This window comes from Actinomadura luzonensis (assembly GCF_022664455.2).
In the GTDB taxonomy this organism is placed as follows: Bacteria; Actinomycetota; Actinomycetes; order Streptosporangiales; family Streptosporangiaceae; genus Nonomuraea; species Nonomuraea luzonensis.
Map to the genome: position 1 here is coordinate 1 of NZ_JAKRKC020000002.1, position 22,392 is coordinate 22,392.

17 protein-coding genes and 1 pseudogene are annotated in these 22,392 nt (G+C 72.8%); 7 read left to right on the forward strand and 11 right to left on the reverse strand.

The features are described 5' to 3' along the window. The 5 genes from MF672_RS30090 to MF672_RS30110 form a co-directional block, all read right to left on the reverse strand. Window positions 1-297 (reverse strand): ATP-binding cassette domain-containing protein (locus tag MF672_RS30090; protein ID WP_302893308.1); only part of this gene is annotated, 297 nt, incomplete at its 3' end. Further along, window positions 294-1,244, reverse strand: a complete 951-nt coding sequence (locus MF672_RS30095) for an ABC transporter ATP-binding protein (RefSeq protein WP_407654783.1) — start codon at window positions 1,242-1,244, stop codon at window positions 294-296. The genes MF672_RS30095 and MF672_RS30090, both read right to left, overlap by 4 nt. Continuing rightward, a complete protein-coding gene (locus MF672_RS30100) occupies window positions 1,234-2,220 on the reverse strand; it encodes a branched-chain amino acid ABC transporter permease (RefSeq protein WP_242380854.1) in 987 nt (328 codons plus the stop codon). The genes MF672_RS30095 and MF672_RS30100 overlap by 11 nt, the downstream gene beginning before the upstream one ends. A gap of 11 nt (window positions 2,221-2,231) precedes the next feature. Continuing rightward, window positions 2,232-3,395: a branched-chain amino acid ABC transporter permease gene (locus MF672_RS30105; RefSeq protein ID WP_242380855.1), complete on the reverse strand. Its 1,164-nt coding sequence runs from the start codon at window positions 3,393-3,395 to the stop codon at window positions 2,232-2,234. 547 nt (window positions 3,396-3,942) lie between these two features. Then, window positions 3,943-4,314, reverse strand: coding sequence for a PaaI family thioesterase (locus tag MF672_RS30110; RefSeq protein WP_242380871.1), 372 nt, complete (start codon window positions 4,312-4,314; stop codon window positions 3,943-3,945). Between the two features lie 104 nt (window positions 4,315-4,418). On the opposite strand from MF672_RS30110, the gene polA reads away from it, so the two are divergent. The 5 genes from polA (at window position 4,419) to MF672_RS30135 (ending at window position 11,887) form a co-directional block, all read left to right on the forward strand. Beyond that, the gene (gene polA, locus MF672_RS30115) at window positions 4,419-7,109 is read left to right on the forward strand and encodes a DNA polymerase I (protein ID WP_242380856.1); all 2,691 of its coding nucleotides are present in this window, start codon (window positions 4,419-4,421) and stop codon (window positions 7,107-7,109) included. A 157-nt stretch (window positions 7,110-7,266) separates the two neighbouring features. Then, complete coding sequence (locus tag MF672_RS30120; RefSeq protein WP_242380857.1) at window positions 7,267-8,373, forward strand: polysaccharide deacetylase family protein; 1,107 nt, start codon at window positions 7,267-7,269, stop codon at window positions 8,371-8,373. A 192-nt stretch (window positions 8,374-8,565) separates the two neighbouring features. Beyond that, window positions 8,566-10,047, forward strand: coding sequence for a 30S ribosomal protein S1 (rpsA, locus tag MF672_RS30125; protein ID WP_242380858.1), 1,482 nt, complete (start codon window positions 8,566-8,568; stop codon window positions 10,045-10,047). Window positions 10,048-10,203: 156 nt separating this feature from the next. Further along, complete coding sequence (locus MF672_RS30130; protein WP_242380859.1) at window positions 10,204-11,403, forward strand: epoxide hydrolase family protein; 1,200 nt, start codon at window positions 10,204-10,206, stop codon at window positions 11,401-11,403. A 4-nt stretch (window positions 11,404-11,407) separates the two neighbouring features. Continuing rightward, window positions 11,408-11,887 (forward strand): GNAT family N-acetyltransferase, encoded by a 480-nt coding sequence (locus tag MF672_RS30135; protein WP_407654804.1) that lies wholly within the window; start codon window positions 11,408-11,410, stop codon window positions 11,885-11,887. On the opposite strand, the gene MF672_RS30140 is transcribed toward MF672_RS30135, so the two are convergent. Then, entirely contained in the window at window positions 11,775-12,458 is a 684-nt protein-coding gene (locus tag MF672_RS30140) for a Clp protease N-terminal domain-containing protein (protein ID WP_242380861.1), read from the reverse strand. The genes MF672_RS30135 and MF672_RS30140 overlap by 113 nt on opposite strands. 48 nt (window positions 12,459-12,506) lie before the next feature. On the opposite strand from MF672_RS30140, the gene coaE reads away from it, so the two are divergent. Continuing rightward, complete coding sequence (coaE, locus tag MF672_RS30145) at window positions 12,507-13,109, forward strand: dephospho-CoA kinase (protein WP_242380862.1); 603 nt, start codon at window positions 12,507-12,509, stop codon at window positions 13,107-13,109. Window positions 13,110-13,132: 23 nt separating this feature from the next. On the opposite strand, the gene MF672_RS30150 is transcribed toward coaE, so the two are convergent. From MF672_RS30150 to MF672_RS30160, 3 genes are all read right to left on the reverse strand, one after another. Continuing rightward, the gene (locus tag MF672_RS30150) at window positions 13,133-13,771 is read right to left on the reverse strand and encodes a hypothetical protein (protein WP_242380863.1); all 639 of its coding nucleotides are present in this window, start codon (window positions 13,769-13,771) and stop codon (window positions 13,133-13,135) included. 767 nt (window positions 13,772-14,538) lie between these two features. Then, window positions 14,539-15,171, reverse strand: a complete 633-nt coding sequence (locus MF672_RS30155; protein WP_242380864.1) for a Rossmann-fold NAD(P)-binding domain-containing protein — start codon at window positions 15,169-15,171, stop codon at window positions 14,539-14,541. 5 nt (window positions 15,172-15,176) lie between these two features. After that, window positions 15,177-15,359 (reverse strand): hypothetical protein, encoded by a 183-nt coding sequence (locus MF672_RS30160; protein ID WP_242380865.1) that lies wholly within the window; start codon window positions 15,357-15,359, stop codon window positions 15,177-15,179. 100 nt (window positions 15,360-15,459) lie between these two features. Here MF672_RS30160 and MF672_RS30165 point away from each other — a divergent pair, with 100 nt between their 5' ends. Continuing rightward, entirely contained in the window at window positions 15,460-16,038 is a 579-nt protein-coding gene (locus MF672_RS30165) for a TetR/AcrR family transcriptional regulator (RefSeq protein WP_242380866.1), read from the forward strand. Here MF672_RS30165 and MF672_RS52250 read toward each other — a convergent pair. Both MF672_RS52250 and MF672_RS30185 read right to left on the reverse strand, forming a co-directional pair. After that, window positions 16,027-17,661, reverse strand: coding sequence for a WD40 repeat domain-containing protein (locus MF672_RS52250; protein ID WP_308210649.1), 1,635 nt, complete (start codon window positions 17,659-17,661; stop codon window positions 16,027-16,029). The two genes, MF672_RS30165 and MF672_RS52250, sit on opposite strands and share 12 nt — an antisense overlap. Before the next feature lie 130 nt (window positions 17,662-17,791). Further along, window positions 17,792-22,336 (reverse strand): annotated as a pseudogene (locus MF672_RS30185) (TIR domain-containing protein); the annotation flags it as partial. Between the last annotated feature and the right edge of the window lie 56 nt (window positions 22,337-22,392).

Sequence of the window (22,392 nt, forward strand, 5' to 3'; positions counted from 1 at the left end):
GTGCGCCTTCATGTTCGTGATGTCCTCGCCCTTCAGCAGCACCGTGCCGCTGCGGATGTTGACCAGCCCGAACATGGCCTTCAGCAGCGTCGACTTGCCGGCGCCGTTGGGGCCGATGATGCCGATCAGCTCGCCTTCCTGCACGTACAGGTCGGCGCCGTTGAGGATGTTGACGCCCGGCAGGTAGCCGGCGATCAGCTCGTCGCAGCGCAGGACGGCGCCCTCGGCGCCCTCCACGTGGGCGCCGCGGTCGGTGACCGCCGCCTTCGACTCGGCGGGTTCCGGCACGGCGTTCACTTCTGCGTCTCCTCCTCGATCTCGGACTCCAGCTCCGCCTCGGCCTCGTGGAGCTGGGCCTGCAGCTCGGTGTCCGACAGCGGGGCGTCGTGGTGGGCGCCGAGGTAGGCGTCGATCACCCGCTCGTCCGACATGATCGTCGAGGGCGGGCCCTCGGCGATCACCGCGCCCTGGGCCATGACGATCACCCAGTCGCTGATGTCGCGGACCATGTCCATGTCGTGCTCGACGAACAGCACCGTCATGCCCTGCTCGCGCAGGTCCTTGACGTGGCCGAGCAGCGACTGCGTCAGCGCCGGGTTGACGCCCGCCATGGGCTCGTCCAGCATGACCAGCTCGGGGCCGACCATGAGCGCGCGGGCCATCTCCAGCAGCTTGCGCTGGCCGCCGGACAGCGAGCCGGCGAAGTCGTCGCGCTTGGCGTCCAGCTTGAAGCGGACCAGCAGCTCCTCGGCCCGCTCGGTGATCTCGTCCTCCTGCCCGCGCCAGAAGCCCGGCACGAGGGCGCGCCAGAAGCTCTCGCCCTTCTGCTGCTGGGCGCCGAGGCGCATGTTCTCCATCACGGTCAGGCGGGACAGCGCCTTGGTGAGCTGGAAGGTGCGCACCATGCCGGCCCGGGCCACCTTGTGCGCGGGCACGCCGTTCATCGTGCGCCCGTTGAACGTCCAGTTCCCGGAGTCGGCGGTGTCGAAGCCGGTGAGCTGGTTGAAGAAGGTGGTCTTGCCCGCGCCGTTGGGGCCGATCAGCGCGGTGATGGAGCCGCGCTGGATCTCCACGTGCTCGACCTCGACGGCCGTGAGGCCGCCGAAGCGGCGCACGACGTTGTCGACGACGAGGATCGGGTCCGGCTTGGGCACGCCGGGCTCGCGGGCCATGTCCTTGAACGCCGCCAGGGCCGCGGCCTTGCGGTCGGCGGTCACTGCGGTGTCGATCGTGTCATCGCGCATCGATGGCGATCTCCCTCTTGTCACCGAAGATGCCCTGCGGCCGGACGATCAGCAACAGGATGAAGCCCAGGCCGACCAGGGCGTAGCGGATCGGGCCCACCTGGATGCTGGTCATGAAGGGGATGTAGCCGTGGGCCACCAGCTCGGCCAGCAGGTTGCCGGTGAACACGAACAGGACCCAGAAGATCATCGCGCCGACGACGGGGCCGAAGACGCGGGCCGCGCCGCCGAGGATGACGATGGTGTAGGCGAAGAACGTCATCTCGGTGCCGAACACGTCGGGCTGCACGGCGCCGTTGTAGAGGCCGTAGAAGAAGCCGCCGAAGCAGCCGATGACGCCGCCGAGGACCAGCGACTGCATCTTGTAGGCGAAGACGTTCTTGCCGAGCGCGCGCACGGCGTCCTCGTCCTCGCGGATGGCCTTCAGCACCCGGCCCCACGGGCTCTTCATGAGCAGGTAGACCAGCAGGCAGGCGAGCAGCACGACGATCCAGCCGACGGTCAGCAGCCACAGGGTGCGCTCGTCGAAGAGGATCGGGCCGATGCCGTAGCGGCCGGTCGGGTAGGGGTTCATGGCGTAGAAGTCGCCGTTGAAGCCGCGCCGGCCGTCGGAGCCGCCGAAGACGTCCTTGAACTGCACCGAGCGGAAGACCAGCCGGATGATCTCGGCGGCCGCGATCGTGACGATCGCCAGGTAGTCGGCGCGGAGCTGCAGCGTGGGGATGCCCATGAGCAGCGCCAGCACCACCGCGGCCGCCAGGCCCGCGGCGATGCCGATCCAGAACGGCAGGTTCAGCACGGTGACGGTGACCGCCAGGCCGTAGCCGGCCACGGCCATGAACGCCGCCTGGCCGAAGTTGAGCAGGCCGGTGTAGCCGAAGTGGATGTTGACGCCGATCGCGGCCAGGCCGTAGACGATGGTCTCCCAGCCGATGGCGGCGTGGACGGTGGTGGTGAAAATCGTGAGCCAGTCCATCGTTACCCCCGTCACCCGATCCGCTCGCGCCGGCCGAGGATGCCCTGCGGCCGGAAGAGAAGCACGATGATGAGCACCACCAGCGCGCCGACGGACTTCAGCTCCGGCGGCACCCACAGCGTGGACACCTGGATGAACACGCCCACCACGAGCGAGCCGACCAGGGCGCCGAAGGCCGTGCCGAGCCCGCCGAGCGTGACGCCCGCGAAGATCAGCAGCAGGATGTCCTGGCCCATCGTGAACTTCAGCGACTGCGACAGGCCCAGCATGATGCCGGCCAGGGCGGCGATGGCGCCGCCGACAGTCCAGATGATGCGGATGACGCGGTCGACGTTGATGCCGGAGGAGGCGGCGAGCGCCGGGTTGTCGGCCACGGCGCGCGCGGCCTTGCCGGTGCGGGTCTTCATCAGCGCCAGGCCCACGACGACGAGGACGGCCAGCTCGATGCCCATCGCCCAGAGGTTCTTCGGCGCGGCGCTGATCGGGCCGATCGAGATGCCGGCCTGCGTGTTGTAGTCCGCGAAGGACTCGGTCTGCGGGCCGAAGAAGAACTGGATGAGGTTGCGCAGCAGGATGGCCACGCCGATCGAGATGATCATCATGGCGATGGTGCCGGTGCCGCGCTTGCGGAGCTGGCCCCAGAAGAGGCGGTCCTGGCCGTAGCCGAGGGCGCCCGCGGCCACCACGGCGAGGACCGCCGCGGGGATGAGCTGGATCCCGAAGCCGACGTTGAACGCGTAGGCGAGGACCGCGCCCAGGGTGATCAGCTCGCCGTGGGCGAAGTTGGTCAGGCCGGTCGTGCCGTAGATGAGCGAGAGCCCGAGCGCGCCCAGCGCGATGATGAGGCCGAGGTTCAGGCCCTCGAAGGTGAGCTGCGCGGCCTGGTCGAAGAAGGGGCTCTCCTCACCGCCCTCGCTCTGCTGCTGGTTGTTCGCGGCGCCCTTGGCCTCCAGCGCGAACAGCACGGTGGAGCAGTTGCCCTCGTAGACCGTCGGCGTGCGGACGTTGTTGCCGCCCCGGACCTGGGCGTTCTGCGGAAGCGAGCCGGCGTCCAGGGTCACCTTGTACTTGCCTGGTTTGTCGACCTGGACGTCCCAGGCGCCCTGAGCGTTCGAGGTGACCTCCTTGACGGGTTGTCCGCCCTCGGTGGCCACCGAGATTTTGGCGCCGTTCACTGGCTGGCCTTGGAGTTTGAGTGTCCCCTTCAGTCCCTGGCAGTCGGCGGGGCCCGCGTGTGCGGGTCCGGCCAGCAGGAAGACGAGTCCACCCAGGAAGGCCGTGAACGCGATCACGGCTCTGCGCAATGGTGCTCCCTCAAGTAGGTCAAGGCGGGGTTGTGCCCCTCCATCTCGACACGCGCGCATCGCAGGCACAACTGGGATGCAATGGCGGGAGCTTATTGCGGCTACGCCCGTTTCAGTATCGTTCGTCACCAATTAGTGACATGTTGGTGTCACTCATGTGAGGAACCAACGCGGCAGGTCAGGGGCTAAATGAGGGAAGACGCCTGGCGGCTGCCGGAAACGAGAAGGTAACAATTCCACGCTGTCGGTGGACGAGCCCGCGGGGCCGGCCTTTGGGGCCATGTAGGGCTTCCCCGGCCGTACACGTTATCTACCGGGCCTCCCCCGCGGGCTCGCGTTCGGACCACCGTAGCGACCCGCGGGGGCGGTGCGCAAAGAATCGGACGAAGTGCCTTATGAGCAAAATGAGCAGAATGCGTCAGCGGTCGCGCAGCACGCAGGTGAGGCGGGAGGTGCACACGCGCCGCCCCTCCTCGTCGCTGATCTCGATCTCGTACGTCGCCAGCGTCCGCCCGCCGTGCAGCCGCGTCGCCACGCCCGTGACGTGACCCGAGCGGGCCGAGCGGTGGTGCGTGGCGTTGATCTCGACGCCCAGCGCGATCCGCTCAGGGCCGGCGTGGATGGCCGCCGCCACCGATCCCAGCGTCTCGGCCAGCACCGCGGACGCGCCGCCGTGCAGCAGCCCGTACGGCTGCGTGTTGCCCTCGACCGGCATCCGGCCCACCACGCGGTCGGGCCCGGCCTCAAGGAACTCGATGCCCATCCGGCTCGCCAGCGTGCCGTCGTGCATGCCGCGCAGGACCGGGAGATCCAGCGGATTGGTCTGCGTCAAGGGGACGTCTCCACTCTTCCGAGCTCAGGTTTTCTGTCGCAGGGGCAGACTAGGCTGCGTACGTGCCGAAGAGTGAAGTGACCCCCAGCCGTCCGTGCCTGCTGCTGCTTGACGGGCATTCCCTGGCTTATCGCGCCTTCTACGCGCTCAAGGACGCCAACCTCATGACCACCGACGGTCAGCACACCGAGGCGGTCTACGGGTTCACCTCGATGCTGACCAACGTCCTGCGCGACGAGCAGCCGAGCCACGTGGCGGTGGCCTTCGACCGGTCGGAGCCGACGTTCCGGCACGAGGAGTACGCCGACTACAAGGCCAACCGCAGCGAGACGCCGGAGGACTTCCGCGGCCAGATGCAGCTCATCTACGAGCTGCTCGACACGCTGCGCATCCCGCGCCTGTCCAGGGCGGGCTTCGAGGCCGACGACATCATCGCCACGCTCGCCACCCGGGCCGCCGCCGAGGGCATGAGCGTCCTCATCGTCACCGGCGACCGCGACGCGCTGCAGCTCGTCAACGAGCACATCACGGTCCTGATGACCCGGCGCGGCATCAGCGACATGACCCGCTTCACCCCCGACGCCGTCGAGGAGAAGTACGGCCTCACCCCCGCCCAGTACCCCGACTTCGCGGCCCTGCGCGGCGACCCCAGCGACAACCTCCTCAGCATCCCCGGCGTGGGCGAGAAGACCGCGGCCAAGTGGGTGCGCGAGTTCGGCTCCCTCACCGCGCTGGTCGACCGGGTCGACGAGGTCAAGGGCAAGGTCGGCGACAAGCTGCGCGACCACGTCGCCCAGGTGCTGATGAACCGCCGCCTCACCGAGCTGCTGCGCGACGTCCCGGTCGAGGCCGAGCTCGGCGAGCTGCGGCAGGGCGAGTGGGAGCGCGAGGAGGTCAACAAGCTCTTCGACACCCTGCAGATCCGCGGCGAGCTGCGCGAGCGGGTGTTCAAGGTGCTCGGCACCGGCGAGCGCGAGCCCGACCAGGGCTTCGAGGTCGAGACCGTGATCCTCGGCCCCGGCCGGGTGGCCGGCTGGCTGGAGGCCATGCCCGCGGGCCGGGCCGGCCTCGCGTTCAGGGGCGTCCACGGCAGCGGCACCGGCCGCGTCGACGCCATCGCCGTGGCCTCGCCCGACGGCACCGCGGCCCACCTCGACCCGGTCAAGCTCACCGAGGCCGACGAGGCCGCCCTGCGGGCCTGGCTGGCCGACGAGGCGCGGCCCAAGGCCGTCCACGACGCCAAGGGCCCGATGCTGGCCCTGTGGGCCCAGGGCATGGAGCTGCGCGGCCTGAGCTGCGACACCGCGCTCGCCGCCTACCTCGCGATGCCCGGCCAGCGAACGTTCACCCTCGAAGACCTCGCCCGCCGCTACCTCAACCGCGACCTGCGCGCCGAGGAGGAGCCCGACGGGCAGGCCGCGCTGTTCGGCGACGACGAGGACGCCCCCGCCAAGGACCTCGCGCTGCGCGCCCACGTGGTGCGCGAGCTGGCCGAGGCGCTGGAGGGCTTCCTGGCCGGGCGCGGCGGCACCCAGCTCCTCGACGACGTGGAGCTGCCGCTGCTCACCGTGCTGGCCGAGATGGAGCGGGCCGGCATCGCCGTCGACAGCGAATACCTCGCCGGGCTGGAGGCCGAGTTCGGCGCGGCCGTCAAGCACGCCGTGGAGGAGGCCCACCGCTCGGTCGGCGAGCAGTTCAACCTGGGCTCGCCCAAGCAGCTCCAGGAGATCCTGTTCACCCGGCTCAACCTGCCGAAGACGAAGAAGATCAAGACCGGCTACAGCACCGACGCCGACCAGCTCGCCTGGCTCGCCACCCAGACCGAGCACGAGCTGCCGACGATCATGCTGCGCCACCGCGACCAGCAGAAGCTGCGCACCACGGTCGAGGGCCTGATCAAGGAGATCGCCGACGACGGGCGCATCCACACCACCTTCAACCAGATCATCGCCGCCACCGGCCGGCTCTCCTCCGAAAAGCCCAATCTCCAGAACATCCCGATCCGCACCGCCGAGGGCCGCCGCATCCGGCAGGGCTTCACGGTCGGCGACGGCTACGAGACGCTGCTGACGGCCGACTACAGCCAGATCGAGCTGCGGATCATGGCCCACCTGTCGGGCGACGAGTCGCTGATCGCCGCCTTCGAGTCCGGCCACGACTTCCACCAGGCCACCGCGGCCCGGGTGTTCGACCTGCCGCCCGAGCAGATCGACGGCGAGCTGCGGGCCCGCATCAAGGCCATGAACTACGGCCTGGCCTACGGGCTGTCCGACTTCGGGCTGTCCGGGCAGCTCAACATCCCGGTCGCCGAGGCGCGGGCGCTGAAGGAGGAGTACTTCCAGGAGTTCGGCGGCGTGCGCGACTTCCTGCACGCCATCGTCGCCCAGGCGCGCACCGACGGCTACACCGAGACCATCATGGGCCGCCGCCGCTACCTGCCCGACCTCACCAGCGACAACCGGCAGCGGCGCGAGATGGCCGAGCGCATGGCGCTCAACGCGCCGATCCAGGGCTCGGCGGCCGACATCATCAAGGTCGCCATGCTCCACGTCCACCAGGCGATCCGCGAGGAGGGGCTGGCCTCGCGGATGTTGCTGCAGGTGCACGACGAGCTGGTGTTCGAGGTGGCGCCGGGCGAGCTGGAGGCGCTGCGGCAGCTCGTGTGCGACCAGATGAACGCCGCCTACCACCTGCGGGTCCCCCTGGAGGTCTCGGTGGGCGTCGGCCGCACCTGGGAGGACGCCGGCCACTGACCCGCCCGCCCCGCCTCCCGGCCCTTGGCGCGGGGCGGCTCCAGCCCCGTGTCGAGCCGGCCCTGGGCGGGGTGGTCCCGAGGGGCGGGATGCCCTGTCCGCGGGACGATCTGGACTAGGCTGGAGTAACGGTTTCCCCGAGGGGCACGGGAGTTCTGTGCGGTTACCAGCCTCCAGTACGCGGATCGTCGGCGTCGCGAACGTCGTGGTCATCACCACGGCGATCATCGGGCTCAGCCTCATGCCGTCGCCGCCGGGCCCCCACGCGGGCGCGGCGGCGGCCGTGCGCGTCGCGCAGAGCCCGGCGGCGTCCCCCGGAGCCTCGCCGGCCACCCCGGTCGGGCTGCCGCCGGGGGTGGAGGCGACGCCCGAGTTCGCCCGGCAGGTGCGCGCGAACGAGGCGGGCCTGGTGCCCGTCCTCATGTATCACCGCATCCTGCGCAAACCGGTCGCCTCCATCGACCGTACGCCGGCCGAGCTGCGCAAGGAGCTGGAGCGGCTGGCCCGCGACGGCTACGTGCCCGTGACCGCGGCCGAGTTCGCCACCGGCGAGATCCACGTGCCCGCGGGCCGTTTCCCGGTCGTGCTGACCTTTGACGACGGGCATCCGAGCCACTTCGCCCTGGACGAGGCCGGCAACCCGGCCCCCGACACCGCGGTCGCGATCATCCAGGAGGTGGCCGCCCGTTACCCGTCGTTCCGGCCGACCGCCACGTTCTGGGTCAACAAGGAGCCGTTCGGGCTGCGCGACGAGGCGTCCCAGGCCGCCGCCGTGCGCTGGCTGACCGAGCATGGCTACGAGGTGGCCAACCACACCTGGAGCCACCCCAACCTGCGGGCGCTGCGCAAGGGCAAGGTGCGCGAGCAGATCGGCCGGGTCGAGCGGCTGCTGGAGAAGCTCGGCGCGCCCCCGTCCAGGACCATGGCGCTCCCGTACGGGTCGATGCCGCGCCCGAGGTCCGCCGCCCGGGCCGGATCATGGGAGGGCGCGCGCTATGATTTCGCCGGCGTGTTCCTCGCCGGCGCCGAGCCGTCGCTTTCGCCCTACGCGAAAAAATTCGACAGGGGAGCGATCCAGCGCATCCAGAGCAACGGCAAGAAGGGCGAGTGCCGCAAGTGGTGCTCGCAGTACTGGCTGGAGTGGCTGGACAAGCATCCTGGTGAGCGCTACGTCTCCGACGGGGACCCGGGACGGATCTCCATCCCCCGGGCGCTACGGGGTAATATCGTGGCAAAGCGAGGGCTCCAGGTCATCGCCTACTGACCTCACCCCGGATTGACCCCGTGGCCTTGGTCTCATATGCTGATCGCTGCGCTGTGGGCTCGCGCGCGCCTCAGACGGAGCGGGCTCGCGCTCGGTCACGTCGATGTCGTAATTCCTCGGCTTGATGCGGAAGAGGGCCTGCCGCGCATCCGCCACATCGACATCCTGTCCGCGTTCGGAGCAATTCCACACATGACGTCCAGCACTGAGGCCACCTCGAGCACCCCGCAGGTAGCGGTCAACGACATCGGGTCCGAGGAAGCCTTCCTCGCCGCGATCGACGAGACCATCAAGTACTTCAACGACGGCGACATCGTCGAGGGCACCGTCGTCAAGGTCGATCGAGACGAGGTCCTTCTCGATATCGGCTACAAGACCGAGGGTGTCATCCCCTCGCGCGAGCTTTCGATCAAGCACGATGTCGACCCTGCTGACGTCGTGGAGGTCGGCGAACACGTCGAGGCCCTGGTTCTCCAGAAGGAGGACAAGGAGGGCCGCCTGATCCTGTCCAAGAAGCGCGCCCAGTACGAGCGCGCCTGGGGCACGATCGAGAAGATCAAGGACGAGGACGGCATCGTCACCGGCACCGTCATCGAGGTCGTCAAGGGTGGTCTCATCCTCGACATCGGCCTCCGTGGCTTCCTCCCGGCGTCCCTGGTCGAGATGCGCCGTGTCCGCGACCTGCAGCCGTACGTCGGCCGGGAGCTCGAGGCGAAGATCATCGAGCTCGACAAGAACCGCAACAACGTGGTCCTGTCGCGCCGCGCCTGGCTCGAGCAGACGCAGTCCGAGGTTCGCCAGACGTTCCTCAACACCCTTCAGAAGGGTCAGGTCCGCAAGGGCGTCGTCTCCTCGATCGTCAACTTCGGCGCGTTCGTGGACCTCGGCGGAGTCGACGGCCTGGTCCACGTGTCCGAGCTGTCCTGGAAGCACATCGACCACCCGTCCGAGGTGGTCGAGGTCGGCCAGGAGGTCACGGTCGAGGTCCTCGACGTCGACATGGAGCGCGAGCGCGTCTCCCTGTCGCTCAAGGCCACCCAGGAAGACCCGTGGCAGCAGTTCGCCCGCACCCACCAGATCGGCCAGGTCGTGCCGGGCCGCGTCACCAAGCTGGTGCCGTTCGGCGCGTTCGTCCGGGTCGAGGAGGGCATCGAGGGCCTGGTCCACATCTCCGAGCTGGCCGAGCGCCACGTGGAGATCCCGGAGCAGGTCGTCCAGGTCGGCGACGAGATCTTCGTGAAGATCATCGACATCGACCTCGACCGTCGCCGCATCAGCCTGTCGCTGAAGCAGGCCAACGAGGGCGTGGGCGCCGAGGTCGAGTTCGACCCGACGCTCTACGGCATGGCCGCGACGTACGACGACCAGGGCAACTACATCTACCCCGAGGGCTTCGACCCGGAGACGGGCGAGTGGCTCGAGGGCTTCGACAAGCAGCGTGAGGAGTGGGAGCGGCAGTACGCCGAGGCCCAGCAGCGCTTCGAGGCCCACCGGAAGCAGATCGAGGAGGCCCGCAAGGCCGAGGCCGAGGCCGGCGAGGGCGCTCCGACGTCCTACGGCAGCGAGGCCCCGGCTCAGCAGAGCAGCTCCTCGTCCGCTCCGGCCAGCGGCGCGCTCGCCTCGGACGAGGCGCTCGCGGCGCTGCGCGAGAAGCTCGCGGGCGGCCAGAGCTGAGGCTCTGCTCCTGGAGCAAGGCAGTAGAAGCAAGGCAGTAGAACGGAAGGCCCCGCACGGATCCGTGCGGGGCCTTCCGCCTGTCCTGCGGCTTTTCCGGCCGCCGGCGCGGAACGCGGAACGAATCCTGCCGCATCGCTTCCTAAGGTCATCCGCATGACCGAGACCATCACGCCGTTCCGCATCGACATCCCTCAGGCCGACCTCGACGACCTGCGCGACCGGCTGCGCCGCACCCGCTGGGCCCGTCAGCTCCCCGGCGGCTGGCGGCGCGGCGTCCCCGTGGCCTACCTGCGGGAGCTGGCCACGTACTGGGCCGAGGAGTTCGACTGGCGCGCCCAGGAGGCCAGGCTCAACGCCTTCCCGCAGTTCACCACCACCGTGGACGGGCAGAGCGTGCACTTCCTGCACGTCCGCTCGCCCGAGCCGCACGCCCTGCCGCTGATCGTCACGCACAGCTGGCCGAGCTCGGTCGCCGAGCTGCTCGACGTGCTCGGCCCGCTCACCGACCCGCGCTCCCACGGGCTCGACCCGGGCCTCGCCTTCCATGTCGTCGCGCCCTCCCTGCCCGGCTTCGCCTTCTCACCCTTCCCTGGGCCCGCCACTGAGCCCGCCACTGGGCCCGCCTCTGGGCCCGCCTCCGAAACGGCTGACGAGCGGCCCTGGAGCGTCGAGCGCGTGGCCCGTACCTGGGCCGAGCTGATGCGCCGGCTCGGCCACGACCGCTACGGGGCCCACGGCAACGACGCGGGGGCGCTGGTCACGGCGCGGCTCGCCGCCCTCGACCCCGAGCACGTCACCGGCGCGGTGATCACCTCCGGCCTCGGCATCCCCACCGGCGACCCCGCCGAGCTGGCGGGGGCGAGCGAGGACGAGCTGGCCTGGCTGAAGATGCTGGGCGAGCGCATGGCCGGCGGCAGCGGGTACGGCCCCTACCTGGCCGGCCGGCCGCAGACCCTCGCCCACGGGTTCGCCGACTCGCCGGTGGCGCAGCTGGCGTACCTGGTGGAGCGGTTCAAGGAGTTCGACGGCTGGCCGGAGGACGGGACGCCGGTGGCCGAGCCCGTGGACCGCGACCTGGTGCTGACCAACGCCAGCCTGTACTGGTTCACCGGCACTGGCGGGTCGTCGTCCTGGACGTACTACGACGGCGCCGCCGGGATGCCCGCCGACCAGCGCGCCGTCCCCACCGGAGCCACGCACGGCGGGCCCGCGCTGCTGCGCCGCATCGCCGAGCGCGGCAACGACATCGTGTACTGGGGCGACGGGCAGAGCCCCAGCCACATGGTGGCCATGGCCGCGCCCGAATCGGTGGTGACCGGCGTACGGGAGTTCTTCGGCGTCCTGCTCCGCTAGGGTGCTGTCCGTGACGATCGAGCGGGCGGTGCCGGCGGACGCGGGAGAGATCCTCACCCTTCAGCGGGCGGCCTACGTGAGCGAGGCCCAGCTCTACGGAGACCCCTACATCCCGCCGCTCGTGGAGTCGCTGGAGCAGCTGCGCAAGGTCATCGAGGGCGCCCTCGTGCTCAAGGCGCTCGACGGCGCCCGCATCGTCGGCGCGGTGCGCGGGCAGCTCTCCGGCACCACCTGCCTGGTCGGCCGCCTGGTCGTCGCCCCCGACCGGCAGGGGCAGGGGCTCGGCACGGCGCTGCTGGCCGCGCTGCACGAGCAGGTGCCGGAGGCCACGGCGTTCGACCTGTTCACCGGCCACCTGTCGGCCGGCAACCTCAAGCTCTACCGCCGCCTGGGCTACCGGGAGACCCACCGGGAGCGGATGGACGACCACCTGACGATGGTCCACCTGCGGCGGGAGCCAGATCGATCCCCTCCTCGGCCGTGACCACCGCGCGGCCCATGTCGTCGTCCACCCAGTTCCAGCCCCACCGCCACTCCGAGCCCGCCGGGTGCTCGGCGTTCAGCCGGTCGAGCAGCGGACGCAGCTCGGCGGCCGGCACCACCACCTGGTGGCGGCCGCGCCAGGGCACGTGCGCGGGCGGGTCCAGCGGCGGCGTCGCGACGCCGTGGGCGCGCAGGGCCGCCACGACGCCCGCCGGGTCCACGCCGAACACGTGCAACGTCGTCGCCTCCCGGTCCCAGGCGTCGTAGGCCAGCGCCAGCAGCCAGTGCTCGGGGCCGGGCGCCCGGTGACCGGCGGCCAGCGCCAGGCCCCTGGCGACCCCGTACAGGGTGTGGAAGGCGGGGTTGGCGAAGCCGCCCGCGCCGTGGCCCGGCCGCTCCCCGTGGCGCAGCACCTTGAGCGCCCGCGCCCGGTCCAGCCCCGCCTCGCGCAGGACGCGCGCGGCGAGGGAGTCCTCGGCCAGCAGGGCGAGCACGACGTGCAGCGGGCTCACCCAGTCGTCCCCGGCCGCGGCGGCCTGGTCGTGGGCGGCCCGTACGATCGGGGTCGTCATGCCTACGATGATGGCCCCGTACCCGCCGAACGTGGATAGGCTTTCACGGTGCTGAAGATTGGGCTCACCGGCGGCATCGGCTCCGGCAAGAGCGAGGTGTCCAAGCGGCTGGCGGCACACGGGGCCGTCGTGATCGACGCCGACAAGATCGCCCGTGAGGTCGTCGAGCCCGGCACGGTCGGGCTGGCGCGGGTCGTCGCCGTCTTCGGCGACGAGGTGCTGCGCCCGGACGGGACGCTCGACCGGGAGAAGCTCGGCTCCATCGTCTTCGCCGACAGCGAGAAGCTGGCGGCGCTCAACGGCATCGTGCACCCGCTGGTGGGGGAGCGGGTGGCGGCGCTGCAGGCCGAGGCGCCCGACGACGCGGTCGTCGTGTACGACGTGCCGCTGCTGGCCGAGAACAAGCTCGCCCCCATGTACGACGTGGTCATCGTGGTGGACGCGGCCGACGAGGTGCGCATCCGGCGGCTGGCCGAGTTCCGGGGGATGGCGGAGGCCGACGCCAAGGCCCGCATCGCGGCCCAGGCGAGCCGGGAGGACCGGCTGGCGGTGGCCGACGTCGTCATCCCCAACGAAGGGACGCTGGAGGAGCTGGACGGGCGGGTCAGGGACGTCTGGGACCAGCTCCGGCGTCGCGCCGCCCGCGGCTGACCCACCACCGGCCGGGGCGGGGGTCACTCACCCGACTGGGACGTGCCGCCGCCGGTGGAGCCCTGGCCCGCGACCTGGCCCGGGATCTGCGGCACCGGGGTGAGCGTGGTGGCGCCCGGCGTCGTGGGGGCGGCCGTCGCCTCGCCGCTCCCGACCCCCGCGACCAGCGCCTTCCTCCTGGGACGTACCGGCTGCGGGCGAATGGCGCGCGGGCGGGCGGAGCGGTTGCGCGCGTTGGCCGCCCCCTGCGGCTGCACCGTGCCCGGGGTCGTGGGGATGGGAGTGGCCGACGCCGTCCGAGACGGTGAGCGGGACGCCCCGGAGGTGGCCGCCGGGGACGGCACGGGACCGTTGACCGGGGCGGTGACCGGCGCTGTGGCCGGGGTGCGCGGGGTGGCGGGGGCCTGGGTGGCGGCGGGGCTGCGGCGCATGGCCGCGGCGGGAGGCGTGGGGGGCACGGAGCCCGGGTCCGGGACGGGATCCAGCGTGGTGCGGAACGCGGGAACGCCGATCAGCAGCCCGGCCAGGGCCAGCAGGACCACGCCCGCCGCCAGGGCCGCCGTCCTGGCCGCCCGGGACCGTCCCCCGCCCTCGGGTGCGGCGCCGTCGCCGGCGTCCGGCGTGGACGACCACGGCGACACCCCGGCCGCCCGCTTCGGCATGACCTCCCGCCTGTCACCCTCCGACGAGGCGAGGCCGTCCACGCTCGTGTGGGGTGAGGTGCGGTCGTCCGGGTCCGGGTCCGTGTGGGGTGAGGGGTCGTTCGAGGGCGTTTCGGGGGAGGGAGGGCCCTCCAGGAGCGCCTGGGGTGTGGTGCGGCGCCGGGGGCCTGCGCCGGTCGAGGGGGAAGCGCCCATGCCCGTCTCGGCCGCCTTCCGCCTGTCGGACGGCGAGAAGAGGTCGGCCGGGCCGCCGGATGGTGATGAGACGTGGGCCGGGTGAGCGGACGGACTGGCCGCCGGCGTGGGAAGGCCGCCCGCCGGCGCGGGCAGGCCGCTCGACGGCGTGGGCAGGCCGTCCGACAAGGCGCGGAGGCCGTCCGACGAGGTGGGAAGGCCGTCCGACGAGGTGGGCAGGCCGTCCGAGAGGGCGGGGGAGCCGTCCGAGGGGGTGGGGAGGCTGGCCGTGGGGGTGGGGAGGCCGTCCGATGAGGCGTGGCGATCGTTCGGCGCGGTGGGTGGCGTGGACGGTTCCGGGGTGTGGAAGGCGGCGGTGCGGGGGGCGGTGGCTCGGGAGGCGCGGTCCGCCGGGCCGCGCGGTGCCCGCCGGGCGTCGCGTCCGCCGGTCACGAGCCCAGCCCCCGGCAGGTACCCATGCGTCATCCCTCCGCGATGCTCCGCGCCGCCTCCGAAACGATCTAGCCAAGGATCCTCCCACAGTCCGGTGATCGGGAGCGGCAAACGACGCAAATGGCGCAGGCCCGCACGGGTCACCGCAGGACGTGACGAGTCAGCTCGTACAACCGCCGGGCCGCGTCCGGGTCGAGGGTGGGCAGCGACAGGTCCACCGGGGTGCGGCGGTCGTAGGCGAGCAGCCGCCCCTCCGGCGGGTCCGCCATCAGCTCGACGATCGGCTGCACGGCCTGCTCGACGGGCTGGGCGGCGACCCGGGCCAGGAGCCGGACGACCGCCCTGGCGGGCTGGGCCAGGCTGGCGGTCCCGCTGCGGGTGAAGCCCGGGTGGTGCAGCAGGAAGCGGGTCCGGCCGCCGGGGTGCACGGCCGGGTAGGCGACGCCGAGCAGGTCCGTGGCGCGCCCGCCCTGGAGGATCGCCTTGATGCCGCCGTAGCCGTGGCGCAGCGACAGGTCGTCCCAGTGGACGGCGCCCTTGGTGATGCCGACGCCGCACACGTTCACGATCATCGGCTCGCCGCCCTTCTCCAGCAGGCCGGTCAGGCCGTGGCTGAGCACGAGGCGGCTGACGTAGTAGAGGGCGAAGGTGGCCTCGAAGCCGTCCGGCGTCTCGACGCGGCGCGGGAAGTGCCGCATGGCGGTGAGGATCAGCCCGTCGAGCGCGTCGTGCCGGGCCTCGACCTCCTCGATCACCCGCCGGTTCTCCGCCACCGAGGTCAGGTCGGCCCGGACGAACGCCGCCCGTTCCCCGGCCCCAGCCGGGCCGCCTCGGCGAGGAGGTCGCGTCCTCTGCCGGGGTCGCTGCCGACGACCGTCACCCGGTCGCCGGCCCGCAGGTGGTGCAGCGCCAGCGCCCGTCCCATGCCGGTGGTGCCGCCGGCCACGACGTAGGTCCGCATGCTCGCTCCTCGGTCGAAGTAAAGTCATCGATCGATGACTTGCGTGACCGTAGCACGGCAGGGGCCTAAGATGTCAACGATCGATGACCAGGAGGGGCCGATGGGGAAGAGAGACCGGGAGGCCACGCGGGCCAGGCTGCTGGAGGCCGCGCGGCTGCGCTTCGCCCGCGACGGCTACGACGCCACCAGCGTCCGCGACGTCGCCGCCGACGCCGGCGTGGACGCCACCCTGATCTTCCGCTACTTCGGCTCGAAGAAGGCCCTGTTCGACGAGGTCACCGCCGACCTCCCGGCCGGCCTCCTGGACGGCCCGCAGGAGGAGCTGGTCGCCCGCATGATCGCCGCGGTCGTCTTCCACGACTGGACCCGGTACGGCGGCGAGCACCCCCTGGTCGCCATGCTGCGCTCCTCGGCCCACGAGGACGCCCGCCGCCGCATCCGCGAGGAGGTCTGCGCCACCTACGTCGAGGCCCTCGCGGGTCTGGCCGGCGGCGGCGAGGACGCCGGGCTGCGCGCCGAGCTGCTCAGCGCCTGGCTGGTCGGCATCGGCATCCTGCGCTCGGTCGTCGCCACCCCGGCCCTGGCCGGGGCCACCGCCGCCGACCTGGCCCCGCACGTCGAGAGCGTGGCGACCGCCCTGCTCGGCCGCCCGATGAGCGGCGCCGCCTCAGATGGGTGAGTCGAGCGGCACCTGACGCACCCCCGGCAGGTACGGATCCAGCTCGCCCAGCTCGAACCGCGCCATCCCGAGCACGTGCCAGAACTGCCCGCCCGGCTCCCCGTGCACCTTGTACCGGCCGTCCGGCGCCAGCGCCGCCCACCCCTCGGGCAGCCCGAGCAGCGTCGCCCGCCGCGCGCCGCCCGCCCAGAGGATCACCGCCCCGTCGTCGCCGGCGCTGGCCAGCAGGTCGCCGGCGGGGCTGAAGGCGACCGACCAGACCCGCCTGGCGTGCCCGGCCAGCGCGTGGAGCTGCCGCCCGCGCACGGCGTCCCAGACCCGGACGAGCTTGTCGTCGCCCCCGGTCGCGAGCCGCTCGCCCGAGGCGTCGAAGGCCACGCTCCACCACCGCCCGCCGCCCGCCGTCAGGGTGTGCGCCAGCCGCGGCTGCCAGGGCTGCCCGGGACGCAGCTCCCACACCAGCGCCCGCCCGTCGTTGCCGGCGCTGGCCAGGCGCCGCCCGTCGGGGGAGAAGGCGACGGAGTAGACGCGGTCGGTGTGCCCCTCCAGGGTGGCCACCCGGCCGCCGGAGGCGACGTGCCAGATGCGGACGAGCTTGTCGTCGCAGCCCGTGGCCACGTACGAGCCGTCGGGGCTGAACGCGATCGAGCGCACCCGCCCGCGGTGGTCCAGCAGGTTGGCCGCCAGCCGGCCGGTGGGCCGGTACCAGATGCGCACGCTGTCGTCGTCGTTGGCCGTGGCCAGCAGGTCGCCGCCGGGGCTGAACGCCTCGGCCCACACGTGGTCGGTCTCGGCGTGCAGCTCGCGCTCGTAGTCGCCGGTGACGGCGTTCCAGAAGTGCACGCCGCCGTCGTTGCTGGAGGTGGCCAGGACCGGCCCGGCGGGGGAGAACAGCGCCGAGATGAGCCGGTCGGCGGTGCCGCGGAACTCGCGCAGCCGGCGCCCGGTGCGCGGCTCCCACACCCGCACGACGCCGTCGTTGCCGCTGGTGGCCAGCATGGAGCCGTCGGCGCTGAAGCGCACCGACGAGATGCGCCGCCCGTGGCCGCGCAGCACCCGCTGGCACTTGCCGGTGGCCGGGTCCCACAGCCGTACGGTGCCGTCGTTGCTGCTGGTGGCGAGCTGCTGCCCGTCGGGACGGAACGCGAACGGCCACACCGAGCTGCGGTGCCCGGTCAGCTCCACGCGCGGCCCGCCGCCCACCGGCTGCAGCCGCACCACGCCGCCGGAGTCGCCGGAGGCCAGGACGTGCCCGTCGGGGCTGAAGGTCACCTGGTAGACGGCCGCCGCGTGCGTGGTGTGGGTGCCGAGCGCGTGCCCGGACGGGTCCCACAGCCGCACGCCGCCCGCGGTGTCGCCGCTGGCCAGCAGCGAGCCGTCGGGCGCGAACGCCAGGCAGTAGACGCTGCCCGCGTGCCCGGTGAGGGTGTGCAGGAGCCGCCAGGAGGCGGTGTCCCAGAGCCGGATCGTGCCGGCCTCGTCGCCGGTGGCCAGCAGCCGGCCGTCGGGGCTCGGCACGGCGCGGTACACGCTGCCGCGGTGGCCGTCGAGGGTGCGCCGCACCTGCCCCGTGCCGAGGTCCCAGACCCGCACGGCGCCCGCCGCGTCGCCCGTCACCAGCACCGAACGGCCGAACGCCGTGGTGTAGACGGGCGCCTGGTGCCCGGCCAGCTCGTGGGCGAGGCGGCCGGTCGCGCTCCCACACCCGCACGACGCCGTCGTTGCCGCTGGTGGCCAGCATGGAGCCGTCGGCGCTGAAGCGCACCGACGAGATGCGCCGCCCGTGGCCGCGCAGCACCCGCTGGCACTTGCCGGTGGCCGGGTCCCACAGCCGTACGGTGCCGTCGTTGCTGCTGGTGGCGAGCTGCTGCCCGTCGGGACGGAACGCGAACGGCCACACCGAGCTGCGGTGCCCGGTCAGCTCCACGCGCGGCCCGCCGCCCACCGGCTGCAGCCGCACCACGCCGCCGGAGTCGCCGGAGGCCAGGACGTGCCCGTCGGGGCTGAAGGTCACCTGGTAGACGGCCGCCGCGTGCGTGGTGTGGGTGCCGAGCGCGTGCCCGGACGGGTCCCACAGCCGCACGCCGCCCGCGGTGTCGCCGCTGGCCAGCAGCGAGCCGTCGGGCGCGAACGCCAGGCAGTAGACGCTGCCCGCGTGCCCGGTGAGGGTGTGCAGGAGCCGCCAGGAGGCGGTGTCCCAGAGCCGGATCGTGCCGGCCTCGTCGCCGGTGGCCAGCAGCCGGCCGTCGGGGCTCGGCACGGCGCGGTACACGCTGCCGCGGTGGCCGTCGAGGGTGCGCCGCACCTGCCCCGTGCCGAGGTCCCAGACCCGCACGGCGCCCGCCGCGTCGCCCGTCACCAGCACCGAACGGCCGAACGCCGTGGTGTAGACGGGCGCCTGGTGCCCGGCCAGCTCGTGGGCGAGGCGGCCGGTCGCGCTCTCCCACACCCGCACCACGCCGTCGCCGCCCCCGGCCGCCACCAGCTCGCCGCCGGCGCTGAGGCGCACCGGCCAGACGCCGTCGGGATGGCCGGTCAGGGTGCGCAGCCGCTCGCCGGTGAGCGCGTCCCACAGGATGACGTCGCCGTCGCTCGCGCCGGTGGCCAGCAGGTCGCCGGCGAAGGTGACGGCGTAGACGCGGCCCCGGTGGCCCTGGAGGGTGCGCACGGGGGCGCCGCCCGCGCACAGCAGCACGCCGCCGTCCTCGTTGCCGATGGCGACGGTGGCGCCGTCGGGGCTGTAGGCGATCGGCTCGGGCAGGCGGCTGGTCTGGAAGTGGTAGCCGTACGGGACGCCGATCCCGGCGGGGGCGAACTCCACCTCGACCGGCTGGCCGGGCGCCACGGCCGCGCCGGGCAGCCGCGGCAGCGTGCCGGTGACGTCGATGAGCGCGGCCCGGTGCCAGCGGGCGTCCGTCAGCACCGCGTCGCTGAGGTCGGCGCGCGCCAGCCGCGCCCCCGACAGGTCGGCGCCGGTGAGGTCGGCGCCGGTCAGCACCGCGCCGTCCAGCCGCGCGCCCACCAGCCGGGCCTCGCGCAGCACGGCCCGCGACAGATCGGTGCCGGCCAGCGTCGCCTCCGACAGGTCGGCGCCGGTGAGGTCGACCTCGCGCAGGTCGCGGGCCGAGAGGTCCTCGCCCTTGAGGTTGGCGCCGCGGAGGTCGGCGCGGGCCGGGGTGCGCAGCCGGGCGGAGATCTTGACGGCGTTGGCCCGGGACACGTCGTCGGCGGGCGGGCCGGCCACCCAGGCGCGCAGCGCCCGCACGTCGGCGAGGTCGCACAGGAACTCGACGGTGAGCGCCGACAGCGGCCGGCGGGCCAGCAGGGCGAGGTTGTCCATGGCGAGATGGCGGGCGATCAGCCACTCCATGACCGAGGCGTGGATGAACCCGAACATGCCCTCCTCGGTGCGCACCAGCAGGCTGCCCGAGCCCATCGCGTGCGCCGCGTGCGCGGCCGACAGCTGGCCGCTGGCGAGGTCGGTCAGGGTCTCGCCGACCTCGGTCAGCTCGTCGACGCCGAGCAGCGACTCGCCGGTCTCCCACAGCCGCAGCGCCAGCGCCGTCACCGCCCGCCACAGCTCGTCGGTGGTCAGCGCCTCGGCCGAGCCGGGCACCCGGGCCCGCCGCTCCTCGAAGGCCAGCCAGGAGCCGAGGATCTCCTCGTACAGCAGGGCCGGGCTGATCGTGTGGCGGGCCCCGGCCACGGTGCGCAGCCGGTCGGCGTCGAGGTCGGCGATGAAGGAGAGCATGCGCGGGTTCTGCGCGAGCGCCAGGAGGTCCTTGATCTCCCCCATGAGCGACATGCGGGCGCGCGCCTCGTCGCCGTCGTCGAAGCGGTTGGCGAGGTAGGAGCGGATCTGGTCGTGGGTGAAGTCCTCGACGCCGAGCACCCGCCGCTGCGGCAGCACGCCGACCATCTCGCCGAGCGAGGTGAGCACCTGGCTGTGCGACTTGAAGTGCTGGGTGCGGCTGGCCACCACGATCTTGGCCTTGTCCTCGGCGGCCGCCAGCAGGGTCGCCAGGTGGTCGGCGGCGCGGTCGTAGGTCAGCCGGGTCACCAGCTCGTCGAAGCCGTCGAACAGCAGCACGATGCGCCCCTGCCGCAGCAGGTAGCGGAACGCCTTGAGGTCGATGAACTCCTCGCCGTGCGAGGCCAGGTGGGCGGCCACCAGCGCGTCCACCGAGTGCGCCTTGTCCAGGGCGCGCAGCTCGATGAGGATCGGCGTCAGGTGCGGCAGCTCGGCCGGGATGCGCCGGGCCAGCTCGCGCAGCGCGAACGTCTTGCCGTGGCCGAAGTCGCCCAGCAGCAGCAGGAAACGGCCGTGGTCGGCGGCCAGCAGCCGCATCAGCTCGTCCGTCAGGCCCTGCCTGATCTGGCCGCCGGGGCGGTCCAGCTCGCGGTAGCGCTGCGGGACGTACAGCTCTGGCGGGTAGCGGCGGTCGGTGGTGAGCCTGGCGGTCTGCTCGCTGACGTAGCCGGTCAGGTCGAGCAGGCCCTGGAACTCGGTGAAGCTGCGCAGCCGGACCCCCTGCCGCATGAGGTCGTCGCGGATCCAGCGGGGCGCGGGCGGGCCCTGGCAGACCAGCTCGGCGGGCAGGCCGGCGGCGTGCGCCTGGCGGGCGAAGGCGTCGGCGGCCTCCTCGGTGACCTCGCCGACGTGCGCGCCGATCATCGTCTGCCGGACGAACCCGTCCTCGGGATGGGTGACCACGAGGTGGGCGGCGAACCTGCGGATCCTGGCCCGCTCGTGGCGCGCCTCGCACACCTCGGCGATGCGGTCGAGCAGCAGCTCGACCGGGCTCGGCGCGCGCTCCTCCGGCTTGGGCCGCGGCGGCGGCACGGCGGGGGCGCGGCCGGTGAACGTCGCCTGCGCGCCCTGCCACTTGCCCGCCTCCCGCTCCGGCGCGCCCGCGTCCGGCAGCCACCGGCGCAGCCCGGCGGCGGTGATCTCGATGACCTGGTGCCGGCCCGGGCGCGGCGCGGCGATGCGGCCCGCGCCGCCCGCGCCCTGGCCGCCGTGGAAGAGCAGGTTGATCCGGTGCGCGAGCAGCCGCTCGTACGTCGGCGCGTCCCGCAGCTCGTGCGGCGGATGCCCCATGGCGCCCAGCCGCAGCCACCCGCCCTCCTCGTACGGCCGCAGCCGCTCGGCGAACCAGGCCGCCTGCGCCTCGCCCAGCAGCGCGTACGCGTCGCGCTCCAGATGGCTCATCGCCATCGTCGAGTTGAGCCCCGCCACGACCACCTTCAGGTCGGGCACCTCGAACAGCGTCCACGGCTGCCCGCCGTCGAACACCCGGTCGTCGAGCCCCTGGTAGACCTCGCCGAACAGGCCGGCGAAGTGCCGCCACTTCGGCCAGTACGGCGGCTGCGGGCTCACGTCGTCGGCCTCGCACGTCATGAAGTACGCGCTGGCCGCCGCCTTGGTCACGTCGCGCGGGCCCGGCAGCAGCACCAGCCGGTGCGGCTCCAGCCCGAGCAGCAGCCGCAGGTCGGTGACGAACCGGGTGGCCTGCCCGAACTGCCGCAGGCTGCCCGACTCCGTCAGGTCGCCGCTGACGACCATGAGGTCGGGGCGCGGCATGCCCCGGTCGTACATCGCGGTGAGGTCGGCCCAGATGCGCGCCTGCATGTCCTCCGGCGTGAACGGGTCGCCGGGCTCGGGCAGCGCCCGCCCGAACCGCGGCCCGCCGATGTGCAGCACGCTGACCGACTCGCGCCCCCCGCCGGTGCGCGCCGCGGGCGGGAAGGCGGGCGCGGTGACCGGCGTGCGCCTGGCCCTGGCCCGCTCGGCGGCCGGCGGCGGCAGCGTCGGCACGGGCGGCGGCGCGCCTGCGCCGTCGGGGAAGGCGGGGGCGGACTCCGGCTTGGCCCGGCCCGCCAGCGCCTCGCCGACCCGGCCGAGCAGCAGCGCCCTGGCCTGCCCCGGGTCGGTGACGCCGAGCAGGTCGACCCAGGTGATCGTGGACAGCAGCCCTTCGAGCTGGACGTCCTCCAGCCGGATCGTGACGAGCTTGTTGGAGGGGTTGTCGGGGTCGGCCCGCAGCGCCGCCTGCCACTCCATGCGGCCGTAGCGCGAGGTCAGGTAGTTGCGCGAGAGCACGGCGACGACGAGCTGAGCCTCGCTGACGCCGCGGTCCATGAAGTCGATGAAGTTGGTGCCCGGGACGAAATCCCACGCCTGGATCATCGTCCGGTAGCCCGCGGCCTCCAGCTCCCAGGCGATCCACGTCGCCCACGCGGTGTCGGCGGGGGAGTAGCTGACGAAGATGTCGGTGGGCCTGCGCTCACGTGCCATGCCGCCCAGTATCCCCTGCCTGGTCGGGGTTTTGGAGCACGTGTGCGATCATCGGA

Bases quoted from the DNA above. Each gene is read 5' to 3' on its own strand.
- MF672_RS30150 (WP_242380863.1), bottom strand. From the start codon at position 13,771: ATGCCGAAGCGGGCGGCCGGGGTGTCGCCGTGGTCGTCCACGCCGGAC.
- MF672_RS30140 (WP_242380861.1), bottom strand. From the start codon at position 12,458: ATGACGACCCCGATCGTACGGGCCGCCCACGACCAGGCCGCCGCGGCC.
- MF672_RS30130 (WP_242380859.1), top strand. From the start codon at position 10,204: ATGACCGAGACCATCACGCCGTTCCGCATCGACATCCCTCAGGCCGAC.
- rpsA (WP_242380858.1), top strand. From the start codon at position 8,566: ATGACGTCCAGCACTGAGGCCACCTCGAGCACCCCGCAGGTAGCGGTC.
- MF672_RS30095 (WP_407654783.1), bottom strand. From the start codon at position 1,244: ATGCGCGATGACACGATCGACACCGCAGTGACCGCCGACCGCAAGGCC.
- MF672_RS30165 (WP_242380866.1), top strand. From the start codon at position 15,460: ATGGGGAAGAGAGACCGGGAGGCCACGCGGGCCAGGCTGCTGGAGGCC.
- MF672_RS30160 (WP_242380865.1), bottom strand. From the start codon at position 15,359: ATGCGGACCTACGTCGTGGCCGGCGGCACCACCGGCATGGGACGGGCG.
- MF672_RS30110 (WP_242380871.1), bottom strand. From the start codon at position 4,314: ATGCACGACGGCACGCTGGCGAGCCGGATGGGCATCGAGTTCCTTGAG.
- MF672_RS30100 (WP_242380854.1), bottom strand. From the start codon at position 2,220: ATGGACTGGCTCACGATTTTCACCACCACCGTCCACGCCGCCATCGGC.